Source organism: Vibrio atypicus (assembly GCF_009811315.1).
GTDB classification, from domain to species: Bacteria; Pseudomonadota; Gammaproteobacteria; order Enterobacterales; family Vibrionaceae; genus Vibrio; species Vibrio atypicus.
The window spans coordinates 1-25,736 of sequence record NZ_BLID01000011.1 but is presented as its reverse complement, the minus strand read 5'-3'; the positions used below and the strand labels follow the sequence as shown (position 1 = coordinate 25,736).

The following is a 25,736-nucleotide window of genomic DNA, read 5'->3' as shown; positions in this document are numbered from 1 at the left end:
GGAACGAGGTACAGATGGCTAAGAAACCAGGACAAGATTTTCGTAGTGCTCAGAGCGGCTTAAGTGAACTAAAGTCGCGCTTATTATTCGTAATTGGTGCACTTTTAGTATTCCGAGCAGGCTCTTTTGTGCCGATTCCTGGTATTGACGCTGCTGTACTTGCCGATTTGTTCGAACAGCAAAAAGGTACCATCGTAGAAATGTTTAACATGTTCTCCGGTGGTGCTCTTGAGCGTGCATCTATATTAGCGTTGGGCATCATGCCGTATATTTCGGCATCTATTGTTGTCCAACTGCTAACTGTAGTTCATCCAGCGTTAGCCGAACTCAAGAAAGAGGGTGAAGCAGGCCGTCGTAAGATCAGCCAATACACACGCTATGGCACGCTTGTACTTGCAACATTCCAAGCTATAGGTATCGCAACTGGCCTACCAAGCATGGTCGACAATCTGGTTGTTATCAACCAAACCATGTTTACGCTAATTGCAACCGTAAGTTTAGTAACCGGCACCATGTTCCTAATGTGGTTAGGTGAACAAATTACAGAGCGAGGAATCGGTAATGGTATTTCCATTCTGATTTTTGCAGGTATTGTTGCTGGATTGCCTTCGGCAATTGGTCAAACAATCGAGCAAGCGCGTCAAGGTGAATTGCATGTACTTCTTCTGCTGTTGATTGCTGTACTTGCTTTCGCAGTTATTTACTTTGTTGTTTTCATGGAGCGTGGTCAACGTCGTATCGTTGTAAACTACGCGAAACGTCAACAAGGTCGCAAAGTATTTGCTGCACAAAGCACTCACTTGCCACTTAAAATTAATATGGCAGGTGTTATTCCAGCAATCTTCGCATCAAGCATTATCCTGTTCCCAGGAACACTGGCTCAGTGGTTTGGTCAGAATGGTGAGAGCAGCGCGTTCGGTTGGTTAACTGACGTGTCTTTAGCTCTTAGCCCAGGTCAGCCTCTGTATGTAATGCTTTATGCAGCAGCGATTATATTCTTCTGTTTCTTCTACACGGCGTTAGTATTTAACCCGCGTGAAACAGCAGATAACCTGAAGAAGTCTGGTGCATTCGTACCCGGTATCCGCCCAGGTGAGCAGACAGCTAAGTACATTGATAAAGTGATGACGCGTTTAACCCTAGCGGGTGCGCTATACATTACCTTTATCTGTCTGATTCCAGAGTTTATGATGGTCGCGTGGAACGTACGTTTCTACTTCGGCGGTACATCACTACTAATCGTAGTTGTTGTTATCATGGACTTTATGGCACAGGTACAGACTCATATGATGTCACAACAATATGATTCTGTGTTGAAGAAAGCGAATCTGAAAGGTTACGGCCGTTAATTCGGCGGTAAATATTCAGTTCCACTACGGAGTTTAGCAATGAAAGTTCGTGCTTCCGTTAAAAAAATCTGCCGTAACTGTAAAGTTATCAAGCGTAACGGTGTCGTTCGCGTGATTTGCAGTGAGCCAAAGCACAAGCAGCGCCAAGGCTAATCAGCAGAAATTTTTACTTGAAATATAAGGTAGTGTCGAGTATATTCCTCGGCCTACCTTTTGCGTGCAAAAGAAGTAGTATTCCGCAGCGTATCCATAACGGGCTTTGCTGCGGCTAATTCTTTTTAAGAAACACTAGGAGTGAATAATGGCCCGTATAGCAGGCATTAACATTCCTGATCAAAAACATGCTGTGATTGCACTTACGTCAATCTACGGCATCGGTAAAACTCGCTCTCAAGCTATCCTAGCTGAAGTGGGTATTGCTGAAGATGTTAAGATCAGTGAACTAACTGAAGAGCAGATCGATCAACTGCGTGATGGTGTAGCTAAATACACTGTAGAAGGTGATCTACGTCGTGAAGTATCAATGAACATCAAGCGTCTTATGGACCTTGGCTGTTACCGTGGTCTTCGTCATCGTCGCAGTCTACCACTACGTGGACAGCGTACTAAAACCAACGCTCGCACCCGTAAGGGTCCGCGTAAGCCGATCAAGAAATAATCGGGAAGGTAGAGTACAATGGCTAAACAACCAACTCGCGCTCGTAAGCGCGTACGCAAGCAAGTTGCAGATGGCGTTGCGCACATCCATGCTTCTTTCAATAACACAATCGTAACCATCACTGACCGTCAAGGTAACGCACTAGCTTGGGCTACTGCAGGTGGTTCAGGTTTCCGTGGTTCTCGTAAGTCTACTCCGTTCGCTGCACAGGTTGCTGCTGAGCGTTGTGCTGAAATGGCTAAAGAATACGGTCTAAAGAACTTGGAAGTTATGGTTAAGGGTCCAGGTCCAGGTCGTGAATCTACTGTTCGCGCACTGAATGCTGCTGGTTTCCGCATCACAAACATCGTTGATGCTACACCAATCCCTCATAACGGTTGTCGTCCACCTAAGAAACGTCGCGTATAACGTTTTTTAGATTACTGGAGAAAGATCATGGCAAGATATTTGGGTCCTAAGCTGAAGCTTAGCCGTCGCGAAGGTACTGACTTATTCCTTAAGTCTGGTGTACGCGCGATCGATACCAAGTGTAAAATTGATAACGCACCAGGTGTACACGGCGCTCGTCGCGGTCGTCTATCTGAGTATGGCGTTCAGCTTCGTGAGAAGCAAAAAGTTCGTCGTATGTACGGCGTTCTAGAAAAACAATTCCGTAACTACTACAAAGAAGCTGCGCGTCTTAAAGGCAACACAGGTGAGAACCTACTTCAGCTTCTTGAAGGTCGTCTTGATAACGTAGTTTACCGCATGGGCTTTGGCGCAACTCGCGCAGAAGCACGTCAGCTAGTTAGCCACAAAGCTATCCTAGTTAACGGTAAAGTTGTAAACGTTCCTTCTTTCAAAGTTGCGGCTAACGACGTTGTTGCTATCCGCGAGAAAGCTCAAAAGCAATCTCGTATTAAAGCGGCTCTAGAAGTTGCTGAACAACGCGAAAAACCAACTTGGATTGAAGTAGATGCTGGTAAGATGGAAGCTACGTTCAAGCGTATGCCTGAGCGTTCAGATCTGTCTGCTGACATCAACGAACAACTGATCGTCGAGCTTTACTCTAAGTAAGGTTTAAACTAAAGAGAGGACACAATGCAGGGTTCTGTAACAGAATTTCTTAAGCCACGTCTTGTTGACATCGAACAAGTTAGCACGACACACGCAAAAGTAACTCTTGAGCCATTAGAGCGTGGTTTTGGCCATACTCTTGGTAATGCACTTCGCCGTATTCTTCTATCTTCTATGCCAGGTTGTGCTGTAACAGAAGTAGAAATCGAAGGCGTACTTCATGAGTACAGCACGAAAGAAGGCGTTCAAGAAGATATTCTTGAAATCCTACTTAACCTTAAAGGTCTGGCTGTGCGTGTTGCCGAAGGCAAAGATGAAGTGTTCATTACTTTGAACAAATCAGGCTCGGGCCCTGTGGTTGCAGGTGACATCACCCATGATGGTGATGTAGAGATCGCTAACCCAGAACACGTTATTTGTCATCTAACGGATGACAACGCTGAGATCGCTATGCGTATCAAAGTTGAACGTGGTCGTGGTTACGTTCCAGCTTCCGCTCGTATCCATACTGAAGAAGATGAGCGTCCTATTGGTCGCCTTCTGGTTGACGCTACGTACAGCCCAGTAGATAAAATTGCTTACTCTGTTGATGCAGCTCGTGTAGAGCAGCGTACTGACCTAGATAAGCTAGTTATCGATATGGAAACGAACGGTACTCTAGACCCTGAGGAAGCAATCCGTCGTGCAGCTACTATTCTAGCTGAGCAATTGGATGCGTTCGTAGATCTTCGTGATGTACGTGTACCTGAGGAGAAGGAAGAGAAGCCAGAATTCGATCCGATCCTACTGCGTCCTGTAGACGATCTTGAACTAACAGTTCGCTCTGCTAACTGTTTGAAAGCAGAAGCGATTCACTACATCGGTGATCTTGTACAGCGTACTGAGGTTGAGCTACTTAAAACGCCTAACCTTGGTAAAAAATCTCTTACTGAGATTAAAGACGTACTTGCATCACGTGGTCTGTCTCTGGGCATGCGCCTAGAAAACTGGCCACCAGCGTCTATCGCTGAAGATTAATCGATAATAGTTAGAAGGATTAGGTCATGCGCCATCGTAAGAGTGGTCGTCAACTCAACCGCAACAGCTCACATCGTAAAGCGATGTTCAGCAATATGGCTAGCTCTCTAGTACGTCATGAAGTTATCAAGACTACATTGCCAAAAGCAAAAGAGCTACGTCGCGTAGTTGAGCCTTTGATTACACTAGCTAAGACTGACAGTGTTGCTAACCGTCGTCTAGCATTTGCACGTACTCGTGACAACGAAGTAGTTGCAAAACTATTCAACGAACTAGGTCCACGTTTTGCTGCTCGTCAGGGCGGTTACACTCGTATCCTAAAAGCTGGCTTCCGTGCTGGTGATAAAGCTCCAATGGCTTACATTGAGCTTGTTGATCGCCCAGCTGCTGAAGAAGCTGCTGAGTAATCAGTTCGTATGAACAAAAAAAGCCGAGCTTAATGCTCGGCTTTTTTGTGTCTGTCGTTTGAGCTAATCACTAACCCACCTAGCAAGTTCTAACTAGATCGTCTTCATATAAAAGGGCTGACGCTTTCACGCCAACCCCTTAATAGAATTCTGCTGTGATTACTTCCAGATAGCACCTAGGCTATCAAGTAATCCCGAGCTTGCACCTTGGCTTTGAAGCGCATTTAGAATGATGGGTGCAAAGGTAGAAATTAACGATGGATCCATACCAAGTGCAGAGAAAGCACTTTTCACTGTCTCGTTGTTGGCAATCATTGCCGTTAGACCACTTGATTGCAGTGAGTCAAAGCCTGGGATCAGGCCGGCTAATTCACTTGTCTCACTGCTACCTAATGAGTTTTGTGCTAATGCTAACAGTGAACCGACACCACCGATTGCTTGCTCTGAGGAAACGTTAGCATTGTTTTGAATAGCTGAAACTAAATCAGTGTCAGCAGCCCCTTGTTGGGACCAAGTTTGCACTGCGCCTATAAGAGCAGCGTTTGCAATGGCACCGTACCCGCTGTCATTAGATGCTGTCGATGAATCTTTTGATGTACTCTGACAACCAACTAATGCTGTTGCAACCAAAGCTGCGATGGCTAATTTCTTGTACATGCTTTCTCCTTGTTCATTAAGCATTGATACCGTTTACAGCGGTATTCGTTTCCACAGTATTATATATAAAAAACGGCGACACAATGGTCGCCGTGAATTCATCAATGGATAAGTCTTAGATTAAAGAATATCTAGTAGCTCTACTTCGAATACTAGAGCAGCAAATGGTGGGATTGCAGCACCTGCGCCACGCTCACCGTATGCTAAGTCTTGAGGAATGTATAGTTTCCACTTAGAACCTACAGGCATTAGTTGAAGTGCTTCAACCCAACCTTTGATAACGCCAGTTACAGGGAACTCTGCAGGTTGACCGCGAGAAACAGAGCTGTCAAATACAGTGCCGTCAGTTAGCTCACCGTGGTAGTGAACGCGAACTTGCTTGTCAGAAGTTGGGATTTCACCAGTACCTTCAGTGATGATTTCGTACTGTAGACCAGACTCAAGAACAGTGACTTCTGAACGTAGAGCGTTGTCTTTTAGGAAAGCTTCACCGTCAGCTGCCGCTGCTTTCGCTGCTTCTTGGCGTGCTGCTTCTACGCGAGTGTGTAGCTCTTGAAGTGCATTGTTGATTTCGTCAACTTCGATAGCTGGCATATCACCTACTAGTGCAGTTGCGATACCTGCCGCGATTGCGTCAACGTTAAGACCTTCAAGACCAGAACCTGCAAGTTGCTGACCCATCTGTAGACCGATACCGTAGCTTGCTTTTTGCTCTACAGTCTCAAATTTTACTTCAGACATAGTGTCTCTCTTTGTATGGTTTGTGTTAAAGGCGTAAGGATACCAGTAATAGCATCACGATGAAATGTTCACCTCCATATAGTATCGAGCAGGTAGCAATGTGCGATTTAGATCGACTTTCATTGACTTAGCTGCAAATTTTGACCTGTTGATAACCGAGTTGAGCGAAATTTCCTATACTCATGTGCGCTTGGTTTTTATACTTGGATTGAAGCCTGCTTGGAGATGAGATGCGATGAATCGCAGAAAGAAAAAGAAACAGCCCTCTGTGAATTATGTTGAGCTATTGAAAGAAAAATGCTCGGCAATAGATTGGCATCAAATGAAGTCGAAACTGAGCGAACGTTGGAACGTATTACCGAAACTGCATCAAAGAGCACTCATGGTTCTAGTTCCAATTGTGTTTTTGCTAGTGCTTATTCCATTTCCTGACTCGAAGCCAGATACCGTAGATGCAGAGCCTCAGCGCGTGGCTATTGATATCAACACCACAGGGTTGAGTGAGCAAAAAGGCGCGAGCCAAAAGAATCTCGCATCTAAAGAATGGAAAGAGTATCAAGTTAAAAGTGGTGATACCTTAGCTCAGGTATTTCGTAGCAATAATCTTGCGATGTCTGACTTGAATGCACTGGTTAAGGTGGAAGGTTCTGATAAGCCGCTCAGCTACATCAAACAGGGTCAGTTAGTGCGCTTTAAGCTCACGGACGAAGGCCAACTCGATATTCTGCAACTTGAGAAGAAAGATCAATCTGTCATGTTCTTTCGCCTGTCAGATGGCGGTTTTGGTCGAAGTAAGTAGTCGCTTACGTTCTCGAATTGATTATTCATCTAATACTCTTGCGTGTCGCTTGATTGGTTTGAGGTTTCTCCAAGGAATCAGCGGCACGACGATCATGACAATTCCAACAATGGTTAACCAGTCTGGCACTTCGTTAAACCACATAACGCCGAATAGGGTGACAAACAGTAATCCTGAATTCTCCGCGACCGCAATATTCCCTGCCGGCGCTTTTTTATAGGCAGCGACCGCGACACCGTTGTAAGCCAAGATCAAACTTGCACTGGCAAGTATCAGTAGTAACTCTTGAGCGTTTAATGGTTTCCATACTGAGAGAGCCAACACGCTTGCGACAGGTAATGAAAGCAGAGTTGTCCAGAATAAGGTGCTGATCACCGTTTGTTGAGCTGGAAGCTTGCGTGCAGTGACATTAAACAGCGCGAGAGTGATGGCTGTACCCAACGCAAACAGAGCCGCCCAGTGAAACTCTGATGGTCGCAACACCACAAGTACTCCGAGAAATCCAACCAAACTTGCGGCAATCTTAGTAGCTGATGGCGTTTCCTTCAGCAGCAGTATAGATAACGGCAGCATTAAAAGAGGGGCGGCATAAAAAACGGCATTCGCTGTGGCTAACGGTAAGTGAGTAATTGCTACTACCATACAGCCGCTACCAATTAAGATAAGGTGCGCACGAAATAAATTAAGGCCTGGACGATAGAGTTTTCGTGCACTTGGCTTTTGCCTAAACCAGAGCGGGAAGATGAGTGCCAGCGAGAGTAATTGGCGAAGCAGCACATATTGAAATGTCGGCACATCACCATTGAGTAGTTTTACTGCAACATCGGAGAGTGAAGCGGTAAAGTTACCAAAAACCAACAACAAAATCGCAAGATGATAGGCGGAGATAGCCATCTCTATTTGTAGAGCTTCATATCGATGTGTGGAATATTATCTTCCAAATACATCTCAGAGGTTTGATCAAAACCGTGCTTCTTGTAAAAGTTAGCGAGATGCTCCTGAGCGCCGATCTCAATACTTTCCCCTGGCCAGAGAGTTTCGCAGTCAGAGAGCGCTTGTTGAATTAACGTATGACCTAATCCATTTCCTCGGTGATTCATTGATGTCGCGACTCGGCCAATGCTGACTGACGGGTAGCTGATCCCTGTAGGCAATAATCGAGCGCAAGCCACTAATTCATCATCGATATAGCCCAGTAAGTGATGGACTCCGGTCTGATGGTCTTTATCGTCCAATTCAGGGTAAGGGCAGGTTTGCTCAACGACAAAGACATCAACGCGTAATTTAATTAGTTGATAAAGCTGAGTGGTGGTCAGTTCGCTAAAAGGTAATCGCTGCCAAGAAATCATAATGTAGTTCGTTCCAAATGAGTTAATAGCAAGACGTTACCAACTCTCTCTTTATTGGGCATTAACAATTGTTAATTTTGCCCCCGCTTTTTTATACGGCTCAGACTAATTGGAGTTATACCTAAATAGGCAGCAATTTGATAATCATTGAGTCGATTAAGCAAATCCGGAAAGTTATGGCAAAACAGTTCATAGCGCTCTTCAGGTGAATAAAGCAGCATAAAGCGTTCTTTGTTTTCTTTATGCATCAACTGAGTTTCAAGTAGCTTGAGGTAGATACTGTGTTTTTCTTCGCGCCAAACTCTCAGTGTCTCAATGGGCAAAGCGATCAATGAGCATGGTGTTAAGGATTCCAATAAATAAGGAGACGCTTGCTGTTTGATCAAACTTTCAAAACCAATGATCCAGTCATTCTCCCAATAGAATTCTTTACTGAACTCTTTGCCTTTATCGGTGAGATAAGCCGAATGACAAATCCCATCTAATAGAAAATGGATCTCTTGAGCGATCTCACCTTGGTGGAGCAAGATATGGCGAGTCGGAAGTTCGATCAATTGAGCCGATTGACACAGTTGTTCACATTCGGTATCGCTAAACCCATTGAGAGTAAGTTGCTGTTTAAAAGCATCAAGCATAAAGAATCACTAGTGAGTACAAAGTGGTTTGATTCTACCTGATATTGCTTATGTGCTAGAAATAAAAAAGCCGCGATATCTATCGCGGCTTTGAGTCGGCTGTTTAGATTAACTTACTTTTGTAGATCGATTTGATAAACGGCAAAGCCGACATCGTCGGTACCAACACGCTTCATCGGGTACTGACCCTTTTCTTCAATGAACTTAGCGGCTTTCTCGCTTGGAGAGGTTTCAAAGCGAATGTCTAATTTCTTATCTGATTTAATTGGTGCAAATGTCCAGTTGTTGTCTGCGCTTGGCTTAAATTCGCCTTTTTCATTGCTTACACGAGTAATGTAAGACGCAATAACCGAACGGTTTTCATCTGGAGAATCGAAGGCAACGAACTCAGAACCTGTGCCTGGGAACTTGTTGCTGTACGCACGGTAGTTGTTGGTTGCGATGATGAAGTCTTGCTTCATATCGATTGGCTTACCTTGGTAGGTCAGGTTAACGATACGCTCAGCGCTTTCATTGATTAGCTTACAATCGCCATCGTATTTCGCTGCTGTTGTTACGTCGATCTGGTAGTTAAGACCATCGATTACATCAAAGTTATACGTACGGAAACCATCCCAGTCGATTAGGCTTTGTGGTTCAGTGCTGTTTACATCAATCTGTTTGAACTGACCCGCTGTACACTCTAGCCACTCTTTAACTTCTTTACCGCTTACCTTCATTGCAACAAGTGTATTCGGGTATAGGTAAAGATCGGCTGCGTTACGGAAAGTTAGCTGGCCTGATTCTACTTCGGTAAAGTTTGCTGGGTCATTCTTGCGACCACCAGCTTTAAATGGAGCAGCAGCAGATAGAACAGGGATGTCTGCTAGATCTGGGTCACCTTGAATAAAGCGTTCAACGTAATCTTTCTGTGCTAGGTTGACGATCTGTACTGTTGGATCATCTTGAACCAACGCTAAGAAGCTGTACATAACGTCGTTAGCTTTACCAATTGGTTGGTTAACGAAGTCACGTGTACCTTTGTGGTCTGCTTCTAGAACTTTAACCATCTCAGCGTCAGCTTCTGCTAGAGATGTCTTAGTTTTCTTGTCATAGATTGGGCGAGCTTCAGTTTGACCTTTAACAACCGTCCATTTGCCATCTTGTTCTTTCAGTTCTAGATCGATAACACCAACATGGCTACCCCAACGGCCTGGCATAACAGAAGCTACGCCGTGGATCGTACCTTTTTCGTTATCAACCCCCGGGATGTTATCAAAACCTTTGCCTGGGAATACTGCATGAGAGTGACCAAAGGCGATCGCATCAATACCTTCTACTTGTGCTAGGTAGTAAGTAGAGTTTTCTGCCCCAACTTTGTGTGGGTCTGAAGAAACGCCAGAGTGAGGAATTGCAACGATAACGTCAGCGCCTTCAGCTTTCATCTGTGGGACCAGCTCTTCTGCTGATTCTTTAATGTCCTTAGCGAAGACTTTGCCTTCTAGGTTCTTTTTATCCCAAACCATGATTTGTGGTGGAACAAAACCGATGTAACCCACTTTAATTTCGTGTTCAACACCGTCTACATCCTTAAATGTGTGTGACTTAATGATGTACGGTTTGAAGTAGTGCTTACCTGTTTTCTTATCGAATACGTTAGCGCTAATGTACGGGAAGTCTGCATCGTTAATTGTTTCAGCTAAGAACTCTAGACCGTAGTTGAATTCGTGGTTACCAATGTTACCCACATCGTAGTTCAGTTGGTTCATTGCTTTGTAGACAGGGTGAACTTCGCCTTTTTCGATACCTTTTGCAGCCATGTAGTCACCCATAGGGCTGCCTTGGATCAGGTCACCGTTGTCAACTAGGACACTGTTTTCAACTTCAGCGCGAGCTTGTTTCACCAAAGTAGCAGTACGAGTTAAGCCGATTTTCTGTGATGGCTTATCTTTGTAGTAGTCATAGTCCATGACGTTTGTGTGAATATCAGTGGTTTCTACGATACGTAATTTGATCGTATCTGCCATTACTGGACCAGCCATGGTTAGCATTCCACCAAGAATGGCAAGAGACAGAGGTTTCACTGCTACTTTCATTTTTAAGCTCCGATAGCGTTATTTAGACGTTGCTTAATGTAACAAAATTAGATGAAACAATGATTTCAACCAATAATAAAGTGTGATGTGAAACAATTACTTTATGGTGTTCTGCCAACTATATCTCAATATCGATTAAATAGTCGCCAACAAAAAATGTGTCCTTATCAGTTATTGATATAAAAAATGAAATTTTAGAATTTCAGGTAATATGTAATGAGCGCCATAATGCCATCATCAACAAGGAAAGGGTGACACTATGGCGAGCAAGGATACGATTTCTCAATTCCCAGTGAGTAATCTGCACGCACAGCGTAGCAAACAAATAAATCTCAACACTGTTGGCCACAGTGTTTTAAACAAAGGTGAAGTTGCCCTCGTTGGCTCAGGTCCTGGTGATGTGGAATTACTCACGCTTAAAGCACTGCGTTTTTTGCAGCAAGCGGATGTGGTTCTATATGACTACCTAGTTTCTGACGACATTCTTGCTCTGATTCCTAGTGACACTATTTTGGTTTGCGTAGGCAAGCGCGCGGGTCATCACAGTGTTCCTCAGGAAAAAACCAATCAACTGTTGGTCGATTTTGCTCAGCAAGGTCACCGCGTTGTGCGTATCAAAGGTGGCGATCCGTTTATCTTTGGTCGTGGTGGAGAAGAACTAGAAGTCCTGTCGGATGCGGGCATCTCTTTTCATGTTGTTCCGGGTATTACTGCCGCGGCAGGGGCAACGGCATACGCAGGAATTCCTCTAACTCACCGAGACTACGCTCAATCAGCCATGTTTATTACGGGTCATTTGAAAGCAGAGAGCGATCAAATGGACTGGACGACACTCGCTCGAGGCAATCAGACCTTAGTCATCTATATGGGCTTAATGAAGTCTGAGTACATCCAAAGCCAATTGGTTGAACATGGCCGAAACCCAGACACTCCGATCGCGATCATTGAACGCGGTACTCAATCAACACAAAGAATTTTTAAAGGTCAGCTCGCTCAACTAGCTGAACTTGCTAAAGATGCGCAATCGCCGTCTCTTATTGTCATTGGCGAAGTGGTGTCGCTGTCAGACAAATTGGCGTGGTTCAATCCGCAGCCTCAAACACAGCAGCGCCAATTCGCGTAACACATTTTTGATTAGTCAGATGCTCACTATAGAGCCGCAAAGGAAGCACTAACATGGACCAAGAACGTTTAACCCACCTCAAGCAGCTCGAAGCGGAGAGTATTCATATCATCCGTGAAGTTGCCGCTGAGTTTGATAACCCAGTGATGATGTACTCCATCGGTAAAGATTCATCGGTGATGCTACATCTTGCACGTAAAGCTTTTTACCCAGGTAAGATTCCATTTCCTCTTTTACACGTGGATACCGATTGGAAATTCAAAGAAATGATTGAGTTTCGTGATCGCACAGCAGAGAAGTATGGCTTTGAGCTTTTGGTACATAAGAACCCTGAAGGTCTAGCGATGGGTTGTAGCCCATTTGTACATGGTTCTTCTAAGCACACTGACATTATGAAAACTCAAGGCTTGAAACAGGCGTTGAACAAATATGGGTTTGATGCAGCTTTCGGTGGAGCGCGTCGTGATGAAGAGAAATCCCGTGCTAAAGAGCGTGTCTACTCATTCCGCGATAAGAATCATACTTGGGATCCAAAGAATCAACGCCCAGAGCTATGGCGCACCTATAACGGCCAAATTAACAAAGGTGAAAGTATCCGTGTTTTCCCATTGTCGAACTGGACTGAGTTGGATATTTGGCAATACATCTATCTAGAAAACATCGAGATTGTGCCACTTTACCTTGCGGATAAGCGCCCAGTTGTTGAGCGTGATGGTATGTTGATCATGGTCGATGATGATCGAATGGAGCTTGAACCAGGCGAAAAGATCGAAGAGAAGAGTGTGCGCTTCCGTACGCTTGGATGTTACCCACTGACAGGAGCGATTGAGTCTGAAGCAAATACGCTAACAGGCATTATTGAAGAGATGCTGGTGGCGACTTCAAGTGAGCGACAAGGGCGAGCGATCGACCACGATCAGTCAGGATCGATGGAACTGAAAAAACGCCAAGGCTACTTCTAATTAAAGATCTAAGGAAAGAAACATGAATAGCGCAGTAGAAGCTCAATTAGAAGAGCTAGGTATCGAAGGTTACCTAACACAGCATCAATACAAATCATTACTCCGATTTTTGACCTGTGGTTCAGTGGATGATGGCAAAAGTACCTTAATTGGTCGTTTGCTCCACGATTCAAAACAAATTTATGAAGATCAATTAGCAGCAGTCCACAACGATAGCCAACGTGTGGGTACAACTGGGGAGCGTCCAGATCTCGCTCTATTGGTTGATGGTTTACAAGCGGAGCGAGAGCAGGGGATCACGATTGATGTGGCTTATCGTTACTTCTCGACTCAGAAGCGTAAGTTCATCATTGCGGATACGCCAGGGCATGAGCAGTACACGCGAAACATGGCGACAGGCGCATCTACTTGTGATGTTGCTGTAATCTTGATTGATGCACGTAAAGGCGTATTGGATCAAACACGTCGTCATTCGTTTATCTCTAATCTGCTTGGCTTGAAACATTTTGTCGTAGCAGTAAACAAAATGGATCTCGTTGATTACTCACAAGATCGTTTTGAAGAAATTCGCGATGAATACTTGGAGTTTTCTAAAAACTTACAAGGTGAGACCGATATTCAGATTTTGCCACTGTCCGCTTTAGAAGGCGATAACGTGGTAGAGCCAAGCCCTAAAATGAGCTGGTTTAAAGGCGCACCACTGCTTGAGATCTTAGAAACTATCGATGTGGATCAAGACAAAGCGGCGGGTGAATTCCGTTTCCCTGTGCAATACGTAAATCGTCCTAACCTCGATTTTCGTGGCTTCGCAGGTACGATTGCCTCAGGCACAGTGAAAGTGGGTGATGAAGTTAAAGCACTGCCATCGGGTAAGACTTCTAAAGTTGCACGTATTGTGACGTTTGATGGCGACCTAGAGCAAGCGCAAGCAGGTTTAGCCGTTACGCTAACTCTACAAGATGAAATTGATATTAGCCGTGGTGACTTAATCGTACTGGAAAACGCAAAAGTCGAGTCAAGCAATCACTTACTTGCAGATATTGTGTGGATGACAGAGCAACCGCTTCAACCTGGTCGCGAGTACGATGTGAAAATCGCAGGTAAGAAGACTGTCGGTCATGTGGAAGCAATTCGTCACCAGTACGACATCAACAACCTGTCCACGCACAGTGCAGTCGAGTTGCCATTGAATGGTATTGGCTTGTGTGAGCTGACGCTGACGGAATCTGTGGCATTGGATGCTTACCAAGCGTGTGCTGATACTGGTGGCTTCATTGTAATTGACCGCTTGACTAACGTAACGGTTGGTGCTGGCCTAGTGCGTGAAAGCTTGTCTCAAGTAGAGACGAAAGCCGGTGATATCTCAGCGTTTGAGGTTGAGCTCAATGCCCTAGTACGTAAACACTTCCCGCATTGGGAAGCGAAAGATATCAGTCAACTACTTAAGTAGTGTCTGATCGAATAAGGAAGCGTTATGTGGCAGCAAGGATTTGTGTTGGCAATATTACTCGGCATCGTTGCTTGCCTACTGACGACACGAATTAAACCGAGTTTCATTTTCGCAGGAGCAGCGTTCATCGCTTTTCTTGGTAGCATGATAGAACTTGTTGATGTGGCGACAAACTTTACTAACTCTTCCTTATTAACTCTTGTGCTGCTGATCTTAGCATCGGCAGCACTTGAGAAAACTTTGCTGATCAGCTGGGTTAGCCGTTCCCTTTCCACTGGTAAGTTAGGTACCGTAGTCGCAAAGCTTGGTATATCGACTGCGCTGCTCTCTTCTTTTACCAATAATACGGCGGTGGTTGTGTCCCTGATTGGCGCTATTAAACGCAATCAACAACACGCCCCTTCCAAATTACTGATCCCTCTTTCTTATGCAGCGATCTTAGGTGGAACACTGACGTTGATCGGCACGTCGACTAATTTGATCATTAACAGTTTTGTTGAAGATGCAGGGCTACCGAGTTTAGGCTTTTTTACACCCACTTTGATCGGTTTGTCTGTGTTGTTTGGTGGCTTGTTGATCTTGATCCCTCTGAGCTATTTGTTACCAAACTACGACGATCAAAGCCAAGATGATTTGCCTTATTTCCTTGAAGCTCGAGTCGAGCCTGGATCCCCGTTGGTTGGGCGTAGTATCAGTGAAAACAATCTACGTGCGCTACGTAAACTCTTTTTAGCTGAAGTGGTTCGCAATGGTCAGACGATGCCATCAGTCGAACCTGATTTTGTCTTAGAGGCAAAAGACCGCTTACTTTTTTGTGGCGACATTGAAAGCGTGGCGACATTGCAAGAGATCCAAGGGCTCACTCTATTTGGCCAACATCACCTCAACGGACAAAGCTTTGTTGAAGTGGTTGTGAGCTCTTCGGCAAGTTTCTGTAATAAAACCCTTAAATCAAGCCATTTCAGAGATCGGTTTGATGCAGTCGTTGTGGCCATTCGCCGTGGGCATGAAAGATTAGAAGGTGGATTAGGCAATATCACCTTAAATGCCGGGGACACGTTAGTTCTTGTTCCTGGTAAACGTTTTGACCAAGAGCGACGCGCGCACCGCAAAGAATTTGTTTTGGTCAACGATCTTGACTCAAGCGCACGTTTAGATGCAAACAAATCAACGATGGTTTTGTTTGGGTTTGCTTCCGTGATCGCATTAGCTTTGCTTGAACTGGTACCGCTGATCAAAGGCTTATCAGTCTTTCTCCTTGCTGCGCTCTTTTTTGGCATTGTTCAATTGAATGAGCTTCGCCGCCGTTTCCCAGTCGATATTGTGGTTATCGTAGGTTCAGCGTTGTCCATTGCGCAATTGATGTTGTCATCGGGCCTTTCTATGGCACTCGGTGAGATGTTCATTGAAGCGTTTAATGGTTGGGGCGTGTTTGGTGCCATCGTTGCCACTTATTTGCTGACTTTAATTCTAACTGAGCTTGTCACTAATAATGCTGCCGCCGCACTGTCATTCCCGATTGGCTACAGCATGGCAATAGGCTATGGCGTCGATCCGATGCCTTTTATTATGGCCGTCTTGTTTGGCGCAAGTGCGAGTTTTATTTCTCCTTACGGCTATCAAACTAATTTACTGGTTTATAGCGTAGGAAACTACAAACTAACTGATTACATAAGAGTGGGGATTCCATTATCTATTGTTTATTCGGTGCTTGTTTTAGCGCTGATCCCCCAGTTTTTCCCGTATTAAAAGGATTGTGTTATGACAACGGATGCTCCAATCAAAGATGAAAACATCGTTTGGCATCAACATGCGATTGATAAACAGTTTCGCGCGAACTTAAAGCAACAGAAGCCGGCTGTATTGTGGTTTACTGGCCTCTCTGGTGCAGGGAAATCAACGGTTGCTGGTGCGCTAGAAAACAGACTTGCAGAACAGGGGTACCATACTTACTTACTGGATGGCGACAACGTTCGTCATGGTTTATGCAATGACCTAGGGTTCTCTGAGCAAGATCGTCGAGAGAATATCCGCCGTATTGGTGAGTTGTCTAAATTGATGGCTGACGCTGGTCTTATCGTTTTATCTGCGTTTATTTCGCCGCATCGTGCTGAACGTCAATTGGTACGAGACCTTTTACCTGAAGGTGAATTTATAGAAGTGTTTGTCAACGCGCCTCTTGAGGTATGTGAGGAACGTGATCCTAAAGGTTTGTATAAGAAAGCAAGAGCAGGAGAGATCCCGAACTTCACGGGTATTGATTCAGAATATGAAGCGCCAGTGGATCCTGAGATTAACCTATTGGCTGGCGAAAAATCGATAGACGCGCTGGTGGATGATTGTATTCAAGCGCTTAAGCAGAGAAGCGTTATCGGATAAAAACAAAAAAGCTTCCTTCGGGAAGCTTTTTTACTCTGAGTGAGTTTTGATACTGCTTATTCGAAACAGATTTCAATGAACGCATTACCCCATTGAGAGGTAAAAGGCATGATGATGATAGAGCCTTCACATTTGTGACGAATCGTGTGGCCTTTGCCTGACACGACAACTGGTGTTGCCATATCAAAATCGAAGCCGCTTTCTGCTAGGATTCTCTTTGCGCCACCTGTCACCATGTTGGTGATTTCACCAACCATATCGGTTACTTCATCATTTAAGCCATTTGGTCGTTCACCTAGCATGTTCTGCATGATTTCCAATGCTAGATTTTCATCAAATGTAATAGACATAGAACCGCGGCTTTGCGGGCCGACCATCCCTATTAAACCTGATACATCCCCACGTGCAATCTCATCTTTTTTCACACGAGGTTTCTGTGGCTTCAGCTCCAGTGAAGCCATCGTTTTTAGTACGTTCATCAGTGAAGCTAAAAACGGGTTTACAAATTCAGCGCGCATAACTTTCTTCTATATCTTCAATTCGCTTAATCAGAAGAGCAGCTTTTACAAACTCCATGGGATTCAATCACATGATTTGTGATAGTAAACCCACGCTCTTCTGCATTGTTAACTAACAAGGCTACCAAACTATCATCGACCAGTTCAATAACATTACTGCATTTATCACAGATCAGCATATGTGAATAATGTTTATGGGCATTGCATGAACCGCATTGAATGTAGCTATTAGTAGACTCCACTCGATGAATGAATCCCTGCTCAAGCAGAAAATCCAAAGCTCGATACACTGTAGGAGGCTTGGCCTGCGGCTCAGTTTGCTTCAGCTCTTCTAACAGCTCATAGGCGCTCGATGCCTTCGGGCTAGCGCAGATTAATTCAAACACACGTTTTCTTTGTGTTGTTAATCTAACGCCGCGAGCAGCACATATATCTTCAATTTGTTTGACTAACTGTTGGTCCAAACTTTTCACCATCACTCATGGACATTTTTAATAATATACCATTTATTGGAGTTTATCGTTGATCAGTTGGTAATTTATGATTGCTTGGTCAGTAAGTTACTCTCAATCAGCGACAACATTTACCATTGGCGTATTGTTGCTTAACTTACTCTAACTGCGGGAAAAACGGAACAACATAAGACGTTTGGTGAGGGTTTTCTTTGTTCTAAGTTAATTCTTTTTGGCTGAATCATACATCACTGAGCTTTTGACCACCCATAGGCTAAATACTATTGGTCCAGTTCAATGAGTAATGTGTACTTTTTTAGTTTATTAAAAATCAAACATTTAAGTGACTTGTTCGCGTTGAATAAGATTTTGGGTTGCTGGTGGTATAAAGCTAATATGTACTTGGATTCCATTGCTTGATGGGCTTCGAACGGTTGATTTCTATGGTGTTTGAGCGTTGCTTTTATCGGTTTCATTTTTCCTGAATGTTTTCGATTGACTGTGTATAATCGCGGGATCCTTTTTTGACCACGATGCTCACTGTACAGCGAGACTCACCTTATGAAACCTGACAATACTAGTAAATACGCGGCTAACCGCTTTTCCATTGCACCCATGCTCGATTGGACAGATCGACATTGCCGCTACTTCCACCGTCTTATGACAAGTGAAACTCTGTTGTATACAGAAATGGTTACAACTGGTGCGATCATTCATGGTAAAGGGGATTTCTTAGCGTATAACCAAGAAGAGCATCCGGTAGCGTTGCAGTTAGGTGGTTCAAACCCACAAGATTTGGCGACTTGTGCCAAGCTTGCGGTTGAGCGAGGTTACGATGAAATTAACCTTAACGTTGGTTGCCCATCTGATCGCGTTCAAAATGGTCGTTTTGGTGCATGCTTAATGGGTGAACCTCAGCTGGTGGCTGATTGTGTCGCAGCAATGCGTGACGTTGTTGATGTTCCGGTCACCGTAAAAACGCGTATCGGTATTGATGATCAAGATTCGTATGAGTTCTTAACGGACTTTGTTTCTGTCGTCTCGGAGAAAGGCGGTTGTGATCAGTTCACGATTCATGCTCGTAAAGCTTGGCTTTCTGGTTTAAGCCCGAAAGAGAACCGCGAAATTCCACCACTTGATTACCCGCGTGCTTATCAGTTGAAGAAAGATTTCTCTCACCTGACGATTGCGGTTAATGGTGGTGTTAAAACTCTAGAAGAGACCAAAGCGCATTTAGAGCATTTAGACGGCGTAATGGTCGGTCGCGAAGCGTATCAGAATCCTTATATCTTGGCTGAAGTGGATCAACAGATTTTTGGTTTAGATAAACCAATTAAAAAGCGTACTCAGATCGTTGAAGAGATGTACCCATACATTGAGCAACAGTTATCAAACGGCGCATATCTTGGGCATATTACACGCCATATGTTGGGCTTATTCCAAAATATGCCAGGTGCTCGCCAGTGGCGCCGCTACATTAGTGAGAACGCACATAAACCAGGTTCAGGTATTGAAGTGGTAGAAGCTGCTTTGGCTAAGATTCCTAAAGAGTTGGATGTGTAAAAATCACCAAGTAGGTGGTAAAAAATACTCATGTCAGATTGGAAAGGGCGCTCATTAGAAGCGCTCTTTTTGTTTTTATATTTAAAATCAATGAATTAATTCTTTTGTTGGTGTTGGCACGCTTCCTGAAAGTACTAAAGTAAATAAAGGAGAAGCGTATGTTTGAATTAATATTTGTCTTGGTCTTCACTGCCACTCTATTGGTTACTGGTGTCACTATGCTTACGGTGTTTGCAGCCGTAGCTTTTTCTATCGTGGTGATGGTATTGCTTGGCATGCTAGGCGCTGTGCTTAAGCTACTCCCATGGCTAATTGTTATTGCTATCGGTATTTGGTTCTTTAAGTCGCATGTCGCGCAGACACGTTAATGTGACCGAGGTAGAAATATTTGCTGGCATAGGGTGTGTATATGATAGAATTCGCGCATATCGTATACACCTCTACGCAAAACGCAGACAGTAGAGGTTGGCATCACTACTGGGAGAAACAAGTTCATGGGTTTAAAAACCGCCGCTGTATTGGCTACTGCCGTTATGTCAGTTCCAGCTTTTGCTGAGTCATCATTGACGACTAAACTCGGGGCTGAGATGTGGTTCCCTAGTACAAAGGTAAATGAAGTTAATCGCGATAGTGATACTACACCAAGCTTTTACGCTGCTATTGAGCACAACGTAAAATACTTACCAGATGCTCGCATTCGTTACTCTTCAGTTGATGCTGATTACATGGCGTTTGATAAACTGGATTTGTCGCTTTACTACCGAATCTTAGAGCATGATTTGATGCACTTCGATGCGGGTGTGACGTTCAGTGATTTATCTAACACTAAGTATGTGAATGCTGACGACGCAACAAAGAACGCAAAATACGATGGTATGATCTGGGCGTGGTACGGTTACGCTGAGCTGACAGTACCTAATATGCCGATTGATATTATCGGCGAGATGAACTTTGGCGATAACAATGGTATTAAGAGCACCGATCTTATGGCTGGCGCACAATACCGTTTTGATCTGAATGGTAATCAACTAGCGCTAAAAGGCGGTTACCGAGTGATCGACCTAGAATCTGAAGACTTCCGCGTTGCTGGCGGTTCAGATTTAGGTAAACCATTCGTATTTGCTAATGGTTGGTTCATTGGTGCCGAGTTCGCTTTCTAATTCTATTTGAACTTAAAAAGAACGCCGCTATTTATATAGCGGCGTTTTTTTATACCTTTTAATTATATCTTCGTTTTTTTGTTTAGCACTTTTCTGCGTTTCGACCATCCTTATATAAGGAGTGTTGCATCCGGCGGAGAAAGGAATCTCATGACGATTACTGAGTTAAGAAACCTTTATCGAGAAAACAAACTAGTCGAAGCGATTATCGAACCTTCTGCACAAGAAGGCAGTTGGATCGTCGAATTTCGCCACGCTCGAGGAGGATTCGTACTACTCACGGACTCTCATGGTGAAGAGTGTCACTATATTGATCTCGATCTAGCCTCTAAATCGGCCATGGCAGTCGGTTTTAAACAGGTCCGAATAGAAGCCAAATAGCCCTTCCAATCCGTTTCATTTCACTTTCTTTAAGTCCAAAAGTTATAAAACATTCACTTCTATTCTTTCTTGTTATTAAAGAGAGTGGTTAATCTATCATCACGCAATGAATAGGGATGTCGTGACCATGTCTTTAAATAAGAAAGAGTCTTCACTGAATAATGGACCTTCTGAAGGAAATACTCCGCAAGAGTTACCGTCAATCGCTGCTCCGTTGAATGATCAGCAGCTAGGTTCTCTCCAACAAACTGTCTCAGGTTTATCTTCACAGCAACTTGCTTGGGTGAGTGGCTATTTTTGGGGGCTCTCACAAACTCAGCCGCAGACATCAGGTGCTGCCGCTCCAATTTCACAAGCAGCTGCGGCTGTAGCAGCCAAGCCAGCAGGTAAGCTTTCTATTATCTATGCTTCGCAGACGGGTAATGCGAAAGGCGTCGCGGAAGCACTAGAGCAAGAAGCAAAAGCACAAGGTATTGAAGTCGCGCTGTTTGATGCAAGTGATTATAAAGGTAAAAACCTCGCAAAAGAGACGCACGTTATTATCGTTGCATCAACGAATGGTGAAGGTGAAGCGCCAGACAATGCGATCGAATTACATGAATTTTTGCAATCGAAGAAAGCGCCTAAACTACCAAATCTTAAATACGGGGTGATTGGTTTAGGAGATTCAAGCTATGAGTTCTTCTGCCAAACGGGTAAAGATTTCGACTCTTATCTTGCAAAGCAAGGAGCAACTGCCTTTATTGACCGTATTGATTGTGATGTCGATTATGAAGCAGAAGCCACCACGTGGCGCGCTAAAGCGTTAGAAACAGTAAAAGAGGACCTTTCTTCAGGCCAAGAGGCTGAAGTTGTTCAACTACCTGTCGGTCAAGCCGCGCCGGGCCACTCTCAATACACAAAGCAAAATCCATATACGGCGACTTTGCTCACAAGCCAAAAAATCACGGGGCGTGATTCTGGCAAAGATGTTCGCCATGTTGAAATTGATCTAGAAGAGTCGGGCTTTACATATCAGCCAGGTGATGCATTGGGTGTTTGGTTTGAAAACAGCTCAGAGCTTGCGAATGCTATTTTGTCTAAAGCAGGCTTATCAGGTGTCGAGAGTGTTGAAGTCGATGGAGAAAGTCTCTCTATTCACAGTGCACTCGTGAGCAAGTTTGAAATCACAGCAGCCAATCCTCAACTCGTTACCAAATTTGCTGAGCTTTCTGGCAGTAAGAAATTACAAAAGCTGGTGGAAGATAAAGATAAGCTTCGTGAATATGCAGGCAATACTCAAGTTGTCGATGTTCTCGCAGAGAAAAAGACCAAGCTATCGGCTGATGAGCTAGTTGGATTGTTACGTCGTTTAACTCCACGTCTTTACTCTATTGCTTCGAGCCAAACAGAGGTAGATGAAGAGGTACACCTAACGGTTGGTCTTGTCGAATATGACAAAGGTGATGAAAAACGTTTCGGTGGCGCATCGAGCTTCCTATCCCAAAGACTCGAAGAAGGTGGAGAAGTTAAAGTATTCGTTGAGAACAATAATAACTTCAAGCTGCCACAAGATGATAATACGCCAGTAATCATGATTGGCCCTGGTACTGGTATTGCACCTTTCCGCAGTTTTATTCAAGAGCGTGACAATCGTGATGCAGAAGGTAAGAACTGGTTATTTTTCGGTGACCGCACCTTTACTCAAGATTTCCTCTATCAAGTGGAATGGCAAAAGTATCTTAAGTCAGGTCTGTTAAACCGCTTAGATGTCGCGTTTAGTCGAGACCAAGCAGAAAAAGTCTATGTTCAACATCGAGTATTGGAAAACGCAGAACAAGTTTGGCAATGGATCCAAGAAGGTGCCTACATCTATGTATGTGGTGATGCGACTCGCATGGCAAAAGATGTTCATGAAGCACTTGTGATTGTTGCAGAGCAGCAGGGCAAGATGTCTCGTGATGATGCTGAAGAATTTATTAATGACTTACGTAAGGCGAAACGTTACCAAAGGGATGTGTACTAATGACTTTTTCTACTGACAATAATAAGCAGGTGGTGTTAGACCAAGAATTAGGAAAGCTTTCTGATAACGAGCGTCTAAAAACACAAAGCAACTTTTTACGTGGCACGATAGAGCAAGATCTCCAAGACCGAATCACGGGCGGATTTACTGCAGATAACTTCCAGTTGATTCGTTTCCACGGTATGTATCAGCAAGATGATCGCGATATTCGTAATGAGCGTGCGAAGCAGAAGCTAGAGCCGCTGCATAACGTTATGCTTCGTGCTCGTATGCCTGGCGGGATTATTACGCCTAAACAGTGGTTGGCAATTGATCAATTTGCAACTGACCATTCGCTATATGGCAGTATCCGTCTAACTACGCGTCAGACGTTTCAGTTCCACGGTGTGCTAAAGCCGAACATTAAATTGATGCACCAAACACTAAACAGTATCGGTATTGATTCAATCGCCACTGCAGGTGATGTGAACCGTAATGTTCTTTGTACAACGAACCCAATTGAATCTGAGCTCCATCAAGAAGCATACGAATGGGCGAAAAAGATCAGTGAGCACTTGCTTCCGAAAACCAAAGCTTATGCGGAAATTTGGTTAGACGGCGAAAAAGTGGAAACTACAGACGACGATGAACCAATCCTAGGTAAAACTTATCTACCTCGTAAGTTCAAAACGACGGTCGTGATTCCACCTCAGAACGATGTCGATGTGCATGCTAATGATTTGAACTTCGTTGCGATTGGTGAAAATGGCAAGCTGGTGGGCTTCAATGTATTAGTGGGTGGTGGCCTTGCAATGACGCACGGTGACACATCGACTTACGCTCGTCGCGCTGATGATTTCGGTTTTGTCCCATTGGATAAAACTTTAGAAGTCGCGGCGGCAGTGGTTACAACTCAACGTGATTGGGGGAACCGCTCTAACCGTAAGAATGCTAAAACTAAATACACATTGGATCGTGTTGGTATTGATGTATTTAAAGCGGAAGTTGAAAAACGTGCGGGCGTGCAGTTCTCAGAGAGTCGCCCTTACGAGTTTACTGAACGTGGTGACCGCATTGGTTGGGCTGAGGGAATTGATGGCAAACATCACTTGGCTCTGTTTATCGAAAACGGTCGCTTACTCGACTACCCTGGCAAACCGCTGAAAACTGGTGTGGCTGAAATCGCTAAAATTCATAAAGGCGACTTCCGCATGACAGCTAATCAGAATTTAATCGTCGCTGGTGTGGCGAAGAGTCAAAAAGCCAAAATTGAAAAGATTGCTCGTGAACATGGTTTGATGGACGACTCTGTTAGTGAGCAGCGTAAGAGCTCAATGGCATGTGTGGCGTTTCCAACTTGTCCGCTAGCAATGGCAGAAGCTGAACGATTCTTACCGGAATTTGTTACCGATGTCGAAGGTATATTGGCTAAACATGAGTTACCTAAAGAAGAGAACATTATTCTTCGCGTAACAGGCTGTCCAAATGGTTGTGGTCGAGCAATGTTGGCAGAAATCGGTTTAGTGGGCAAAGCGCCTGGACGTTACAACCTACATCTAGGTGGCAATCGAGCAGGGACGCGTATTCCAAAGATGTATAAAGAGAACATCACAGATAAGCAGATCCTAGAAGAGATCGATCAGCTTGTTGGTCGTTGGGCTAAAGAGCGTGAAGAAGGTGAAGGGTTTGGTGATTTCACTATCCGAGCTGGAATCATCCAAGAAGTCAAAGTGTCTAAGAGGGATTTGCATGCTTGATTCTGTTGCTTCAAAGCCGAAGTTAGCAGAGCTCCTCACATTGACCAAGACGGAGCAAATAATCCGTCTTGCTGAAATCAATGTTGAACTAGAGCAGCTAACGGCACAACAAAGGGTCGCTTGGGCTCTGGAAAACTTACAAGGTGAATTTGCGGTTTCATCCAGCTTCGGTATTCAAGCTGCAGTCATGCTTCATCTTGTGACACAACAGCGCCCAGATATTCCAGTGATTTTGACCGATACTGGCCATCTGTTCCCTGAAACATATCAGTTTATTGATCAGTTAAGTGATCAGTTAACACTGAACCTTAAAGTTTATCGCGCAGTAGAGAGTGCTCAATGGCAAGAAGCTCGTTACGGTAAATTATGGGAACAAGGTGTAGAGGGTATCGCGAAATATAATAAGCTGAATAAAGTCGAACCAATGCGCCGAGCACTAGATGAACTTGAAGTGGGTACTTGGTTCTCAGGGCTACGTCGTGAGCAATCTAAATCGCGAGCTGGCTTACCTATCTTATCTATCCAAAATGGTGTGTTTAAGTTCTTACCTGTGATCGACTGGACTAATAAAGATGTGCATTACTATTTAGATCAGCATGGCTTGAGTTATCACCCTTTGTGGGATGAAGGTTATTTGTCTGTAGGTGATACTCATACTACGAAAAAATGGGAACCAGGCATGAGTGAAGAAGAAACCCGTTTCTTTGGCTTAAAAAGAGAATGTGGTCTTCATGAAGAAGATAATGAACAGGATGGTTCTGGTATTTAGCCTGAAATCGAGATTATTTGAATAAATGAAGAGCCGCTTTAGCGGCTCTTTTTATTTGTATTTGCCCCAAATGTGGATAACTTTGTGGGTATGATGTTGGTTAGGTTGGGGTAAAGTTTAATAAATCGGCCTTAGCGCAAAAATCACGCGCTTAAGCGTTATTTTTGCAAGTTTTGCAAAATAACGCTTGCCAATGTGAGCGCGATCTCTATAATGCCACCTCGTCGACAGGGCAAGGGCTCATAAGGGTTCCAAGCGAAATCGACAGGGTCAAAAAGAAAAACGAAATAATTTAAAAAAGTACTTGCTAGATTAAATTAACTCGTTAGAATGGCCGCCTCTTCCGAAGTGATGTGAGTCACAGGAAGTTAGCTCTTTAACAATATAAACCTATCAATCTGTGTGGGCACTCGTTGATGATAATCCAATTAGAAGCTTAGGCTTCAAATTAGGTTTCAATGAAACGAAGTGACCAATACAAATAATTACTTTCTT

The 25,736-nt window shown here is 44.1% G+C and carries 27 protein-coding genes and 1 pseudogene; 20 read left to right on the top strand and 8 right to left on the bottom strand.

What is annotated here, in order from left to right; translation table 11 throughout:
* Window positions 1-14 precede the first annotated feature (14 nt).
* From secY to rplQ, 7 genes are all read left to right on the top strand, one after another.
* On the top strand, window positions 15-1,349 hold the full coding sequence (secY, locus tag GVO60_RS19245) for a preprotein translocase subunit SecY (RefSeq protein WP_159656984.1): 1,335 nt from the start codon (window positions 15-17) through the stop codon (window positions 1,347-1,349).
* A gap of 39 nt (window positions 1,350-1,388) precedes the next feature.
* On the top strand, window positions 1,389-1,502 hold the full coding sequence (rpmJ, locus tag GVO60_RS19240) for a 50S ribosomal protein L36 (protein WP_000868186.1): 114 nt from the start codon (window positions 1,389-1,391) through the stop codon (window positions 1,500-1,502).
* A gap of 148 nt (window positions 1,503-1,650) precedes the next feature.
* The gene (gene rpsM, locus GVO60_RS19235; RefSeq protein WP_005435100.1) at window positions 1,651-2,007 is read left to right on the top strand and encodes a 30S ribosomal protein S13; all 357 of its coding nucleotides are present in this window, start codon (window positions 1,651-1,653) and stop codon (window positions 2,005-2,007) included.
* A gap of 18 nt (window positions 2,008-2,025) precedes the next feature.
* A complete protein-coding gene (rpsK, locus tag GVO60_RS19230) occupies window positions 2,026-2,415 on the top strand; it encodes a 30S ribosomal protein S11 (protein WP_001118870.1) in 390 nt (129 codons plus the stop codon).
* A 27-nt stretch (window positions 2,416-2,442) separates the two neighbouring features.
* The gene (gene rpsD / locus GVO60_RS19225) at window positions 2,443-3,063 is read left to right on the top strand and encodes a 30S ribosomal protein S4 (protein WP_159656982.1); all 621 of its coding nucleotides are present in this window, start codon (window positions 2,443-2,445) and stop codon (window positions 3,061-3,063) included.
* Between the two features lie 24 nt (window positions 3,064-3,087).
* Window positions 3,088-4,080 carry a DNA-directed RNA polymerase subunit alpha gene (locus tag GVO60_RS19220; protein WP_126575282.1) on the top strand — a complete coding sequence of 331 codons (993 nt, stop codon included), beginning with the start codon at window positions 3,088-3,090 and terminating at the stop codon, window positions 4,078-4,080.
* Between the two features lie 26 nt (window positions 4,081-4,106).
* The gene (gene rplQ, locus GVO60_RS19215; RefSeq protein ID WP_005383141.1) at window positions 4,107-4,487 is read left to right on the top strand and encodes a 50S ribosomal protein L17; all 381 of its coding nucleotides are present in this window, start codon (window positions 4,107-4,109) and stop codon (window positions 4,485-4,487) included.
* Window positions 4,488-4,646: 159 nt separating this feature from the next.
* Here rplQ and GVO60_RS19210 read toward each other — a convergent pair whose 3' ends face one another.
* The gene (locus GVO60_RS19210; protein WP_159656980.1) at window positions 4,647-5,144 is read right to left on the bottom strand and encodes a DUF2780 domain-containing protein; all 498 of its coding nucleotides are present in this window, start codon (window positions 5,142-5,144) and stop codon (window positions 4,647-4,649) included.
* Between the two features lie 120 nt (window positions 5,145-5,264).
* The gene (gene bamJ, locus GVO60_RS19205; RefSeq protein WP_159656978.1) at window positions 5,265-5,885 is read right to left on the bottom strand and encodes a BamJ family beta-barrel-assembly machinery protein; all 621 of its coding nucleotides are present in this window, start codon (window positions 5,883-5,885) and stop codon (window positions 5,265-5,267) included.
* 235 nt (window positions 5,886-6,120) lie between these two features.
* On the opposite strand from bamJ, the gene GVO60_RS19200 reads away from it, so the two are divergent.
* A complete protein-coding gene (locus GVO60_RS19200; protein ID WP_159656976.1) occupies window positions 6,121-6,684 on the top strand; it encodes a LysM-like peptidoglycan-binding domain-containing protein in 564 nt (187 codons plus the stop codon).
* A 21-nt stretch (window positions 6,685-6,705) separates the two neighbouring features.
* On the opposite strand, the gene GVO60_RS19195 is transcribed toward GVO60_RS19200, so the two are convergent.
* The 4 genes from GVO60_RS19195 to cpdB all read right to left on the bottom strand — a co-directional run bounded on the left by GVO60_RS19195 (window position 6,706) and on the right by cpdB (window position 10,743).
* Window positions 6,706-7,572, bottom strand: a complete 867-nt coding sequence (locus GVO60_RS19195; RefSeq protein WP_159657116.1) for a DMT family transporter — start codon at window positions 7,570-7,572, stop codon at window positions 6,706-6,708.
* Window positions 7,573-7,580: 8 nt separating this feature from the next.
* Window positions 7,581-8,033: a GNAT family N-acetyltransferase gene (locus GVO60_RS19190; RefSeq protein ID WP_159656974.1), complete on the bottom strand. Its 453-nt coding sequence runs from the start codon at window positions 8,031-8,033 to the stop codon at window positions 7,581-7,583.
* 71 nt (window positions 8,034-8,104) lie between these two features.
* Window positions 8,105-8,668: a Crp/Fnr family transcriptional regulator gene (locus tag GVO60_RS19185; protein ID WP_159656972.1), complete on the bottom strand. Its 564-nt coding sequence runs from the start codon at window positions 8,666-8,668 to the stop codon at window positions 8,105-8,107.
* Window positions 8,669-8,781: 113 nt separating this feature from the next.
* Window positions 8,782-10,743 (bottom strand): 2',3'-cyclic-nucleotide 2'-phosphodiesterase, encoded by a 1,962-nt coding sequence (gene cpdB, locus GVO60_RS19180; RefSeq protein ID WP_159656970.1) that lies wholly within the window; start codon window positions 10,741-10,743, stop codon window positions 8,782-8,784.
* A gap of 259 nt (window positions 10,744-11,002) precedes the next feature.
* Between cpdB and cobA the strand changes: the two genes are divergently transcribed.
* From cobA to cysC, 5 genes and pseudogenes are all read left to right on the top strand, one after another.
* Window positions 11,003-11,866 carry a uroporphyrinogen-III C-methyltransferase gene (cobA, locus tag GVO60_RS19175; RefSeq protein WP_159656968.1) on the top strand — a complete coding sequence of 288 codons (864 nt, stop codon included), beginning with the start codon at window positions 11,003-11,005 and terminating at the stop codon, window positions 11,864-11,866.
* Window positions 11,867-11,913: 47 nt separating this feature from the next.
* Window positions 11,914-12,828 (top strand): annotated as a pseudogene (gene cysD / locus GVO60_RS19170) (sulfate adenylyltransferase subunit CysD); the annotation flags it as partial.
* A 22-nt stretch (window positions 12,829-12,850) separates the two neighbouring features.
* On the top strand, window positions 12,851-14,278 hold the full coding sequence (cysN, locus tag GVO60_RS19165) for a sulfate adenylyltransferase subunit CysN (RefSeq protein WP_159656964.1): 1,428 nt from the start codon (window positions 12,851-12,853) through the stop codon (window positions 14,276-14,278).
* A 24-nt stretch (window positions 14,279-14,302) separates the two neighbouring features.
* A complete protein-coding gene (locus GVO60_RS19160) occupies window positions 14,303-16,027 on the top strand; it encodes an SLC13 family permease (protein WP_159656962.1) in 1,725 nt (574 codons plus the stop codon).
* 12 nt (window positions 16,028-16,039) lie between these two features.
* Window positions 16,040-16,657, top strand: a complete 618-nt coding sequence (cysC, locus tag GVO60_RS19155; protein WP_159656960.1) for an adenylyl-sulfate kinase — start codon at window positions 16,040-16,042, stop codon at window positions 16,655-16,657.
* A 56-nt stretch (window positions 16,658-16,713) separates the two neighbouring features.
* On the opposite strand, the gene GVO60_RS19150 is transcribed toward cysC, so the two are convergent.
* Together GVO60_RS19150 and zur are read right to left on the bottom strand one after the other, a co-directional pair.
* Window positions 16,714-17,175 carry a chemotaxis protein CheX gene (locus GVO60_RS19150; protein WP_006878545.1) on the bottom strand — a complete coding sequence of 154 codons (462 nt, stop codon included), beginning with the start codon at window positions 17,173-17,175 and terminating at the stop codon, window positions 16,714-16,716.
* 26 nt (window positions 17,176-17,201) lie between these two features.
* Complete coding sequence (gene zur, locus GVO60_RS19145; RefSeq protein WP_159657115.1) at window positions 17,202-17,651, bottom strand: zinc uptake transcriptional repressor Zur; 450 nt, start codon at window positions 17,649-17,651, stop codon at window positions 17,202-17,204.
* Between the two features lie 537 nt (window positions 17,652-18,188).
* Here zur and dusA point away from each other — a divergent pair.
* The 7 genes from dusA (at window position 18,189) to GVO60_RS19110 (ending at window position 25,241) form a co-directional block, all read left to right on the top strand.
* A complete protein-coding gene (gene dusA / locus GVO60_RS19140; RefSeq protein WP_159656958.1) occupies window positions 18,189-19,190 on the top strand; it encodes a tRNA dihydrouridine(20/20a) synthase DusA in 1,002 nt (333 codons plus the stop codon).
* 158 nt (window positions 19,191-19,348) lie between these two features.
* Complete coding sequence (pspG, locus tag GVO60_RS19135; RefSeq protein ID WP_159656956.1) at window positions 19,349-19,558, top strand: envelope stress response protein PspG; 210 nt, start codon at window positions 19,349-19,351, stop codon at window positions 19,556-19,558.
* Window positions 19,559-19,684: 126 nt separating this feature from the next.
* Window positions 19,685-20,350 carry a TIGR04219 family outer membrane beta-barrel protein gene (locus GVO60_RS19130; RefSeq protein ID WP_159656954.1) on the top strand — a complete coding sequence of 222 codons (666 nt, stop codon included), beginning with the start codon at window positions 19,685-19,687 and terminating at the stop codon, window positions 20,348-20,350.
* 150 nt (window positions 20,351-20,500) lie between these two features.
* Complete coding sequence (locus tag GVO60_RS19125) at window positions 20,501-20,731, top strand: hypothetical protein (RefSeq protein WP_159656952.1); 231 nt, start codon at window positions 20,501-20,503, stop codon at window positions 20,729-20,731.
* 106 nt (window positions 20,732-20,837) lie between these two features.
* Window positions 20,838-22,736: an assimilatory sulfite reductase (NADPH) flavoprotein subunit gene (locus GVO60_RS19120; RefSeq protein ID WP_174855901.1), complete on the top strand. Its 1,899-nt coding sequence runs from the start codon at window positions 20,838-20,840 to the stop codon at window positions 22,734-22,736.
* Window positions 22,736-24,472, top strand: a complete 1,737-nt coding sequence (gene cysI, locus GVO60_RS19115) for an assimilatory sulfite reductase (NADPH) hemoprotein subunit (RefSeq protein ID WP_159656948.1) — start codon at window positions 22,736-22,738, stop codon at window positions 24,470-24,472. Before GVO60_RS19120 ends, cysI begins: the two co-directional genes overlap by 1 nt.
* Window positions 24,465-25,241: a phosphoadenylyl-sulfate reductase gene (locus tag GVO60_RS19110; RefSeq protein WP_159656946.1), complete on the top strand. Its 777-nt coding sequence runs from the start codon at window positions 24,465-24,467 to the stop codon at window positions 25,239-25,241. The genes cysI and GVO60_RS19110 overlap by 8 nt, the downstream gene beginning before the upstream one ends.
* Window positions 25,242-25,736 lie beyond the last annotated feature (495 nt).

Bases quoted from the DNA above. Each gene is read 5' to 3' on its own strand.
- GVO60_RS19110 (WP_159656946.1), top strand. From the start codon at position 24,465: ATGCTTGATTCTGTTGCTTCAAAGCCGAAGTTAGCAGAGCTCCTCACA.
- zur (WP_159657115.1), bottom strand. From the start codon at position 17,651: ATGGTGAAAAGTTTGGACCAACAGTTAGTCAAACAAATTGAAGATATA.
- bamJ (WP_159656978.1), bottom strand. From the start codon at position 5,885: ATGTCTGAAGTAAAATTTGAGACTGTAGAGCAAAAAGCAAGCTACGGT.
- GVO60_RS19150 (WP_006878545.1), bottom strand. From the start codon at position 17,175: ATGCGCGCTGAATTTGTAAACCCGTTTTTAGCTTCACTGATGAACGTA.
- cpdB (WP_159656970.1), bottom strand. From the start codon at position 10,743: ATGAAAGTAGCAGTGAAACCTCTGTCTCTTGCCATTCTTGGTGGAATG.
- rpmJ (WP_000868186.1), top strand. From the start codon at position 1,389: ATGAAAGTTCGTGCTTCCGTTAAAAAAATCTGCCGTAACTGTAAAGTT.
- cysN (WP_159656964.1), top strand. From the start codon at position 12,851: ATGAATAGCGCAGTAGAAGCTCAATTAGAAGAGCTAGGTATCGAAGGT.
- cysI (WP_159656948.1), top strand. From the start codon at position 22,736: ATGACTTTTTCTACTGACAATAATAAGCAGGTGGTGTTAGACCAAGAA.
- rpsD (WP_159656982.1), top strand. From the start codon at position 2,443: ATGGCAAGATATTTGGGTCCTAAGCTGAAGCTTAGCCGTCGCGAAGGT.
- cysC (WP_159656960.1), top strand. From the start codon at position 16,040: ATGACAACGGATGCTCCAATCAAAGATGAAAACATCGTTTGGCATCAA.
- cobA (WP_159656968.1), top strand. From the start codon at position 11,003: ATGGCGAGCAAGGATACGATTTCTCAATTCCCAGTGAGTAATCTGCAC.
- GVO60_RS19125 (WP_159656952.1), top strand. From the start codon at position 20,501: ATGACGATTACTGAGTTAAGAAACCTTTATCGAGAAAACAAACTAGTC.
- secY (WP_159656984.1), top strand. From the start codon at position 15: ATGGCTAAGAAACCAGGACAAGATTTTCGTAGTGCTCAGAGCGGCTTA.
- GVO60_RS19220 (WP_126575282.1), top strand. From the start codon at position 3,088: ATGCAGGGTTCTGTAACAGAATTTCTTAAGCCACGTCTTGTTGACATC.
- rpsK (WP_001118870.1), top strand. From the start codon at position 2,026: ATGGCTAAACAACCAACTCGCGCTCGTAAGCGCGTACGCAAGCAAGTT.
- rplQ (WP_005383141.1), top strand. From the start codon at position 4,107: ATGCGCCATCGTAAGAGTGGTCGTCAACTCAACCGCAACAGCTCACAT.
- GVO60_RS19120 (WP_174855901.1), top strand. From the start codon at position 20,838: ATGAATAGGGATGTCGTGACCATGTCTTTAAATAAGAAAGAGTCTTCA.
- pspG (WP_159656956.1), top strand. From the start codon at position 19,349: ATGTTTGAATTAATATTTGTCTTGGTCTTCACTGCCACTCTATTGGTT.
- GVO60_RS19210 (WP_159656980.1), bottom strand. From the start codon at position 5,144: ATGTACAAGAAATTAGCCATCGCAGCTTTGGTTGCAACAGCATTAGTT.
- GVO60_RS19185 (WP_159656972.1), bottom strand. From the start codon at position 8,668: ATGCTTGATGCTTTTAAACAGCAACTTACTCTCAATGGGTTTAGCGAT.
- GVO60_RS19190 (WP_159656974.1), bottom strand. From the start codon at position 8,033: ATGATTTCTTGGCAGCGATTACCTTTTAGCGAACTGACCACCACTCAG.
- GVO60_RS19160 (WP_159656962.1), top strand. From the start codon at position 14,303: ATGTGGCAGCAAGGATTTGTGTTGGCAATATTACTCGGCATCGTTGCT.
- GVO60_RS19200 (WP_159656976.1), top strand. From the start codon at position 6,121: ATGAATCGCAGAAAGAAAAAGAAACAGCCCTCTGTGAATTATGTTGAG.
- rpsM (WP_005435100.1), top strand. From the start codon at position 1,651: ATGGCCCGTATAGCAGGCATTAACATTCCTGATCAAAAACATGCTGTG.
- GVO60_RS19130 (WP_159656954.1), top strand. From the start codon at position 19,685: ATGGGTTTAAAAACCGCCGCTGTATTGGCTACTGCCGTTATGTCAGTT.
- dusA (WP_159656958.1), top strand. From the start codon at position 18,189: ATGAAACCTGACAATACTAGTAAATACGCGGCTAACCGCTTTTCCATT.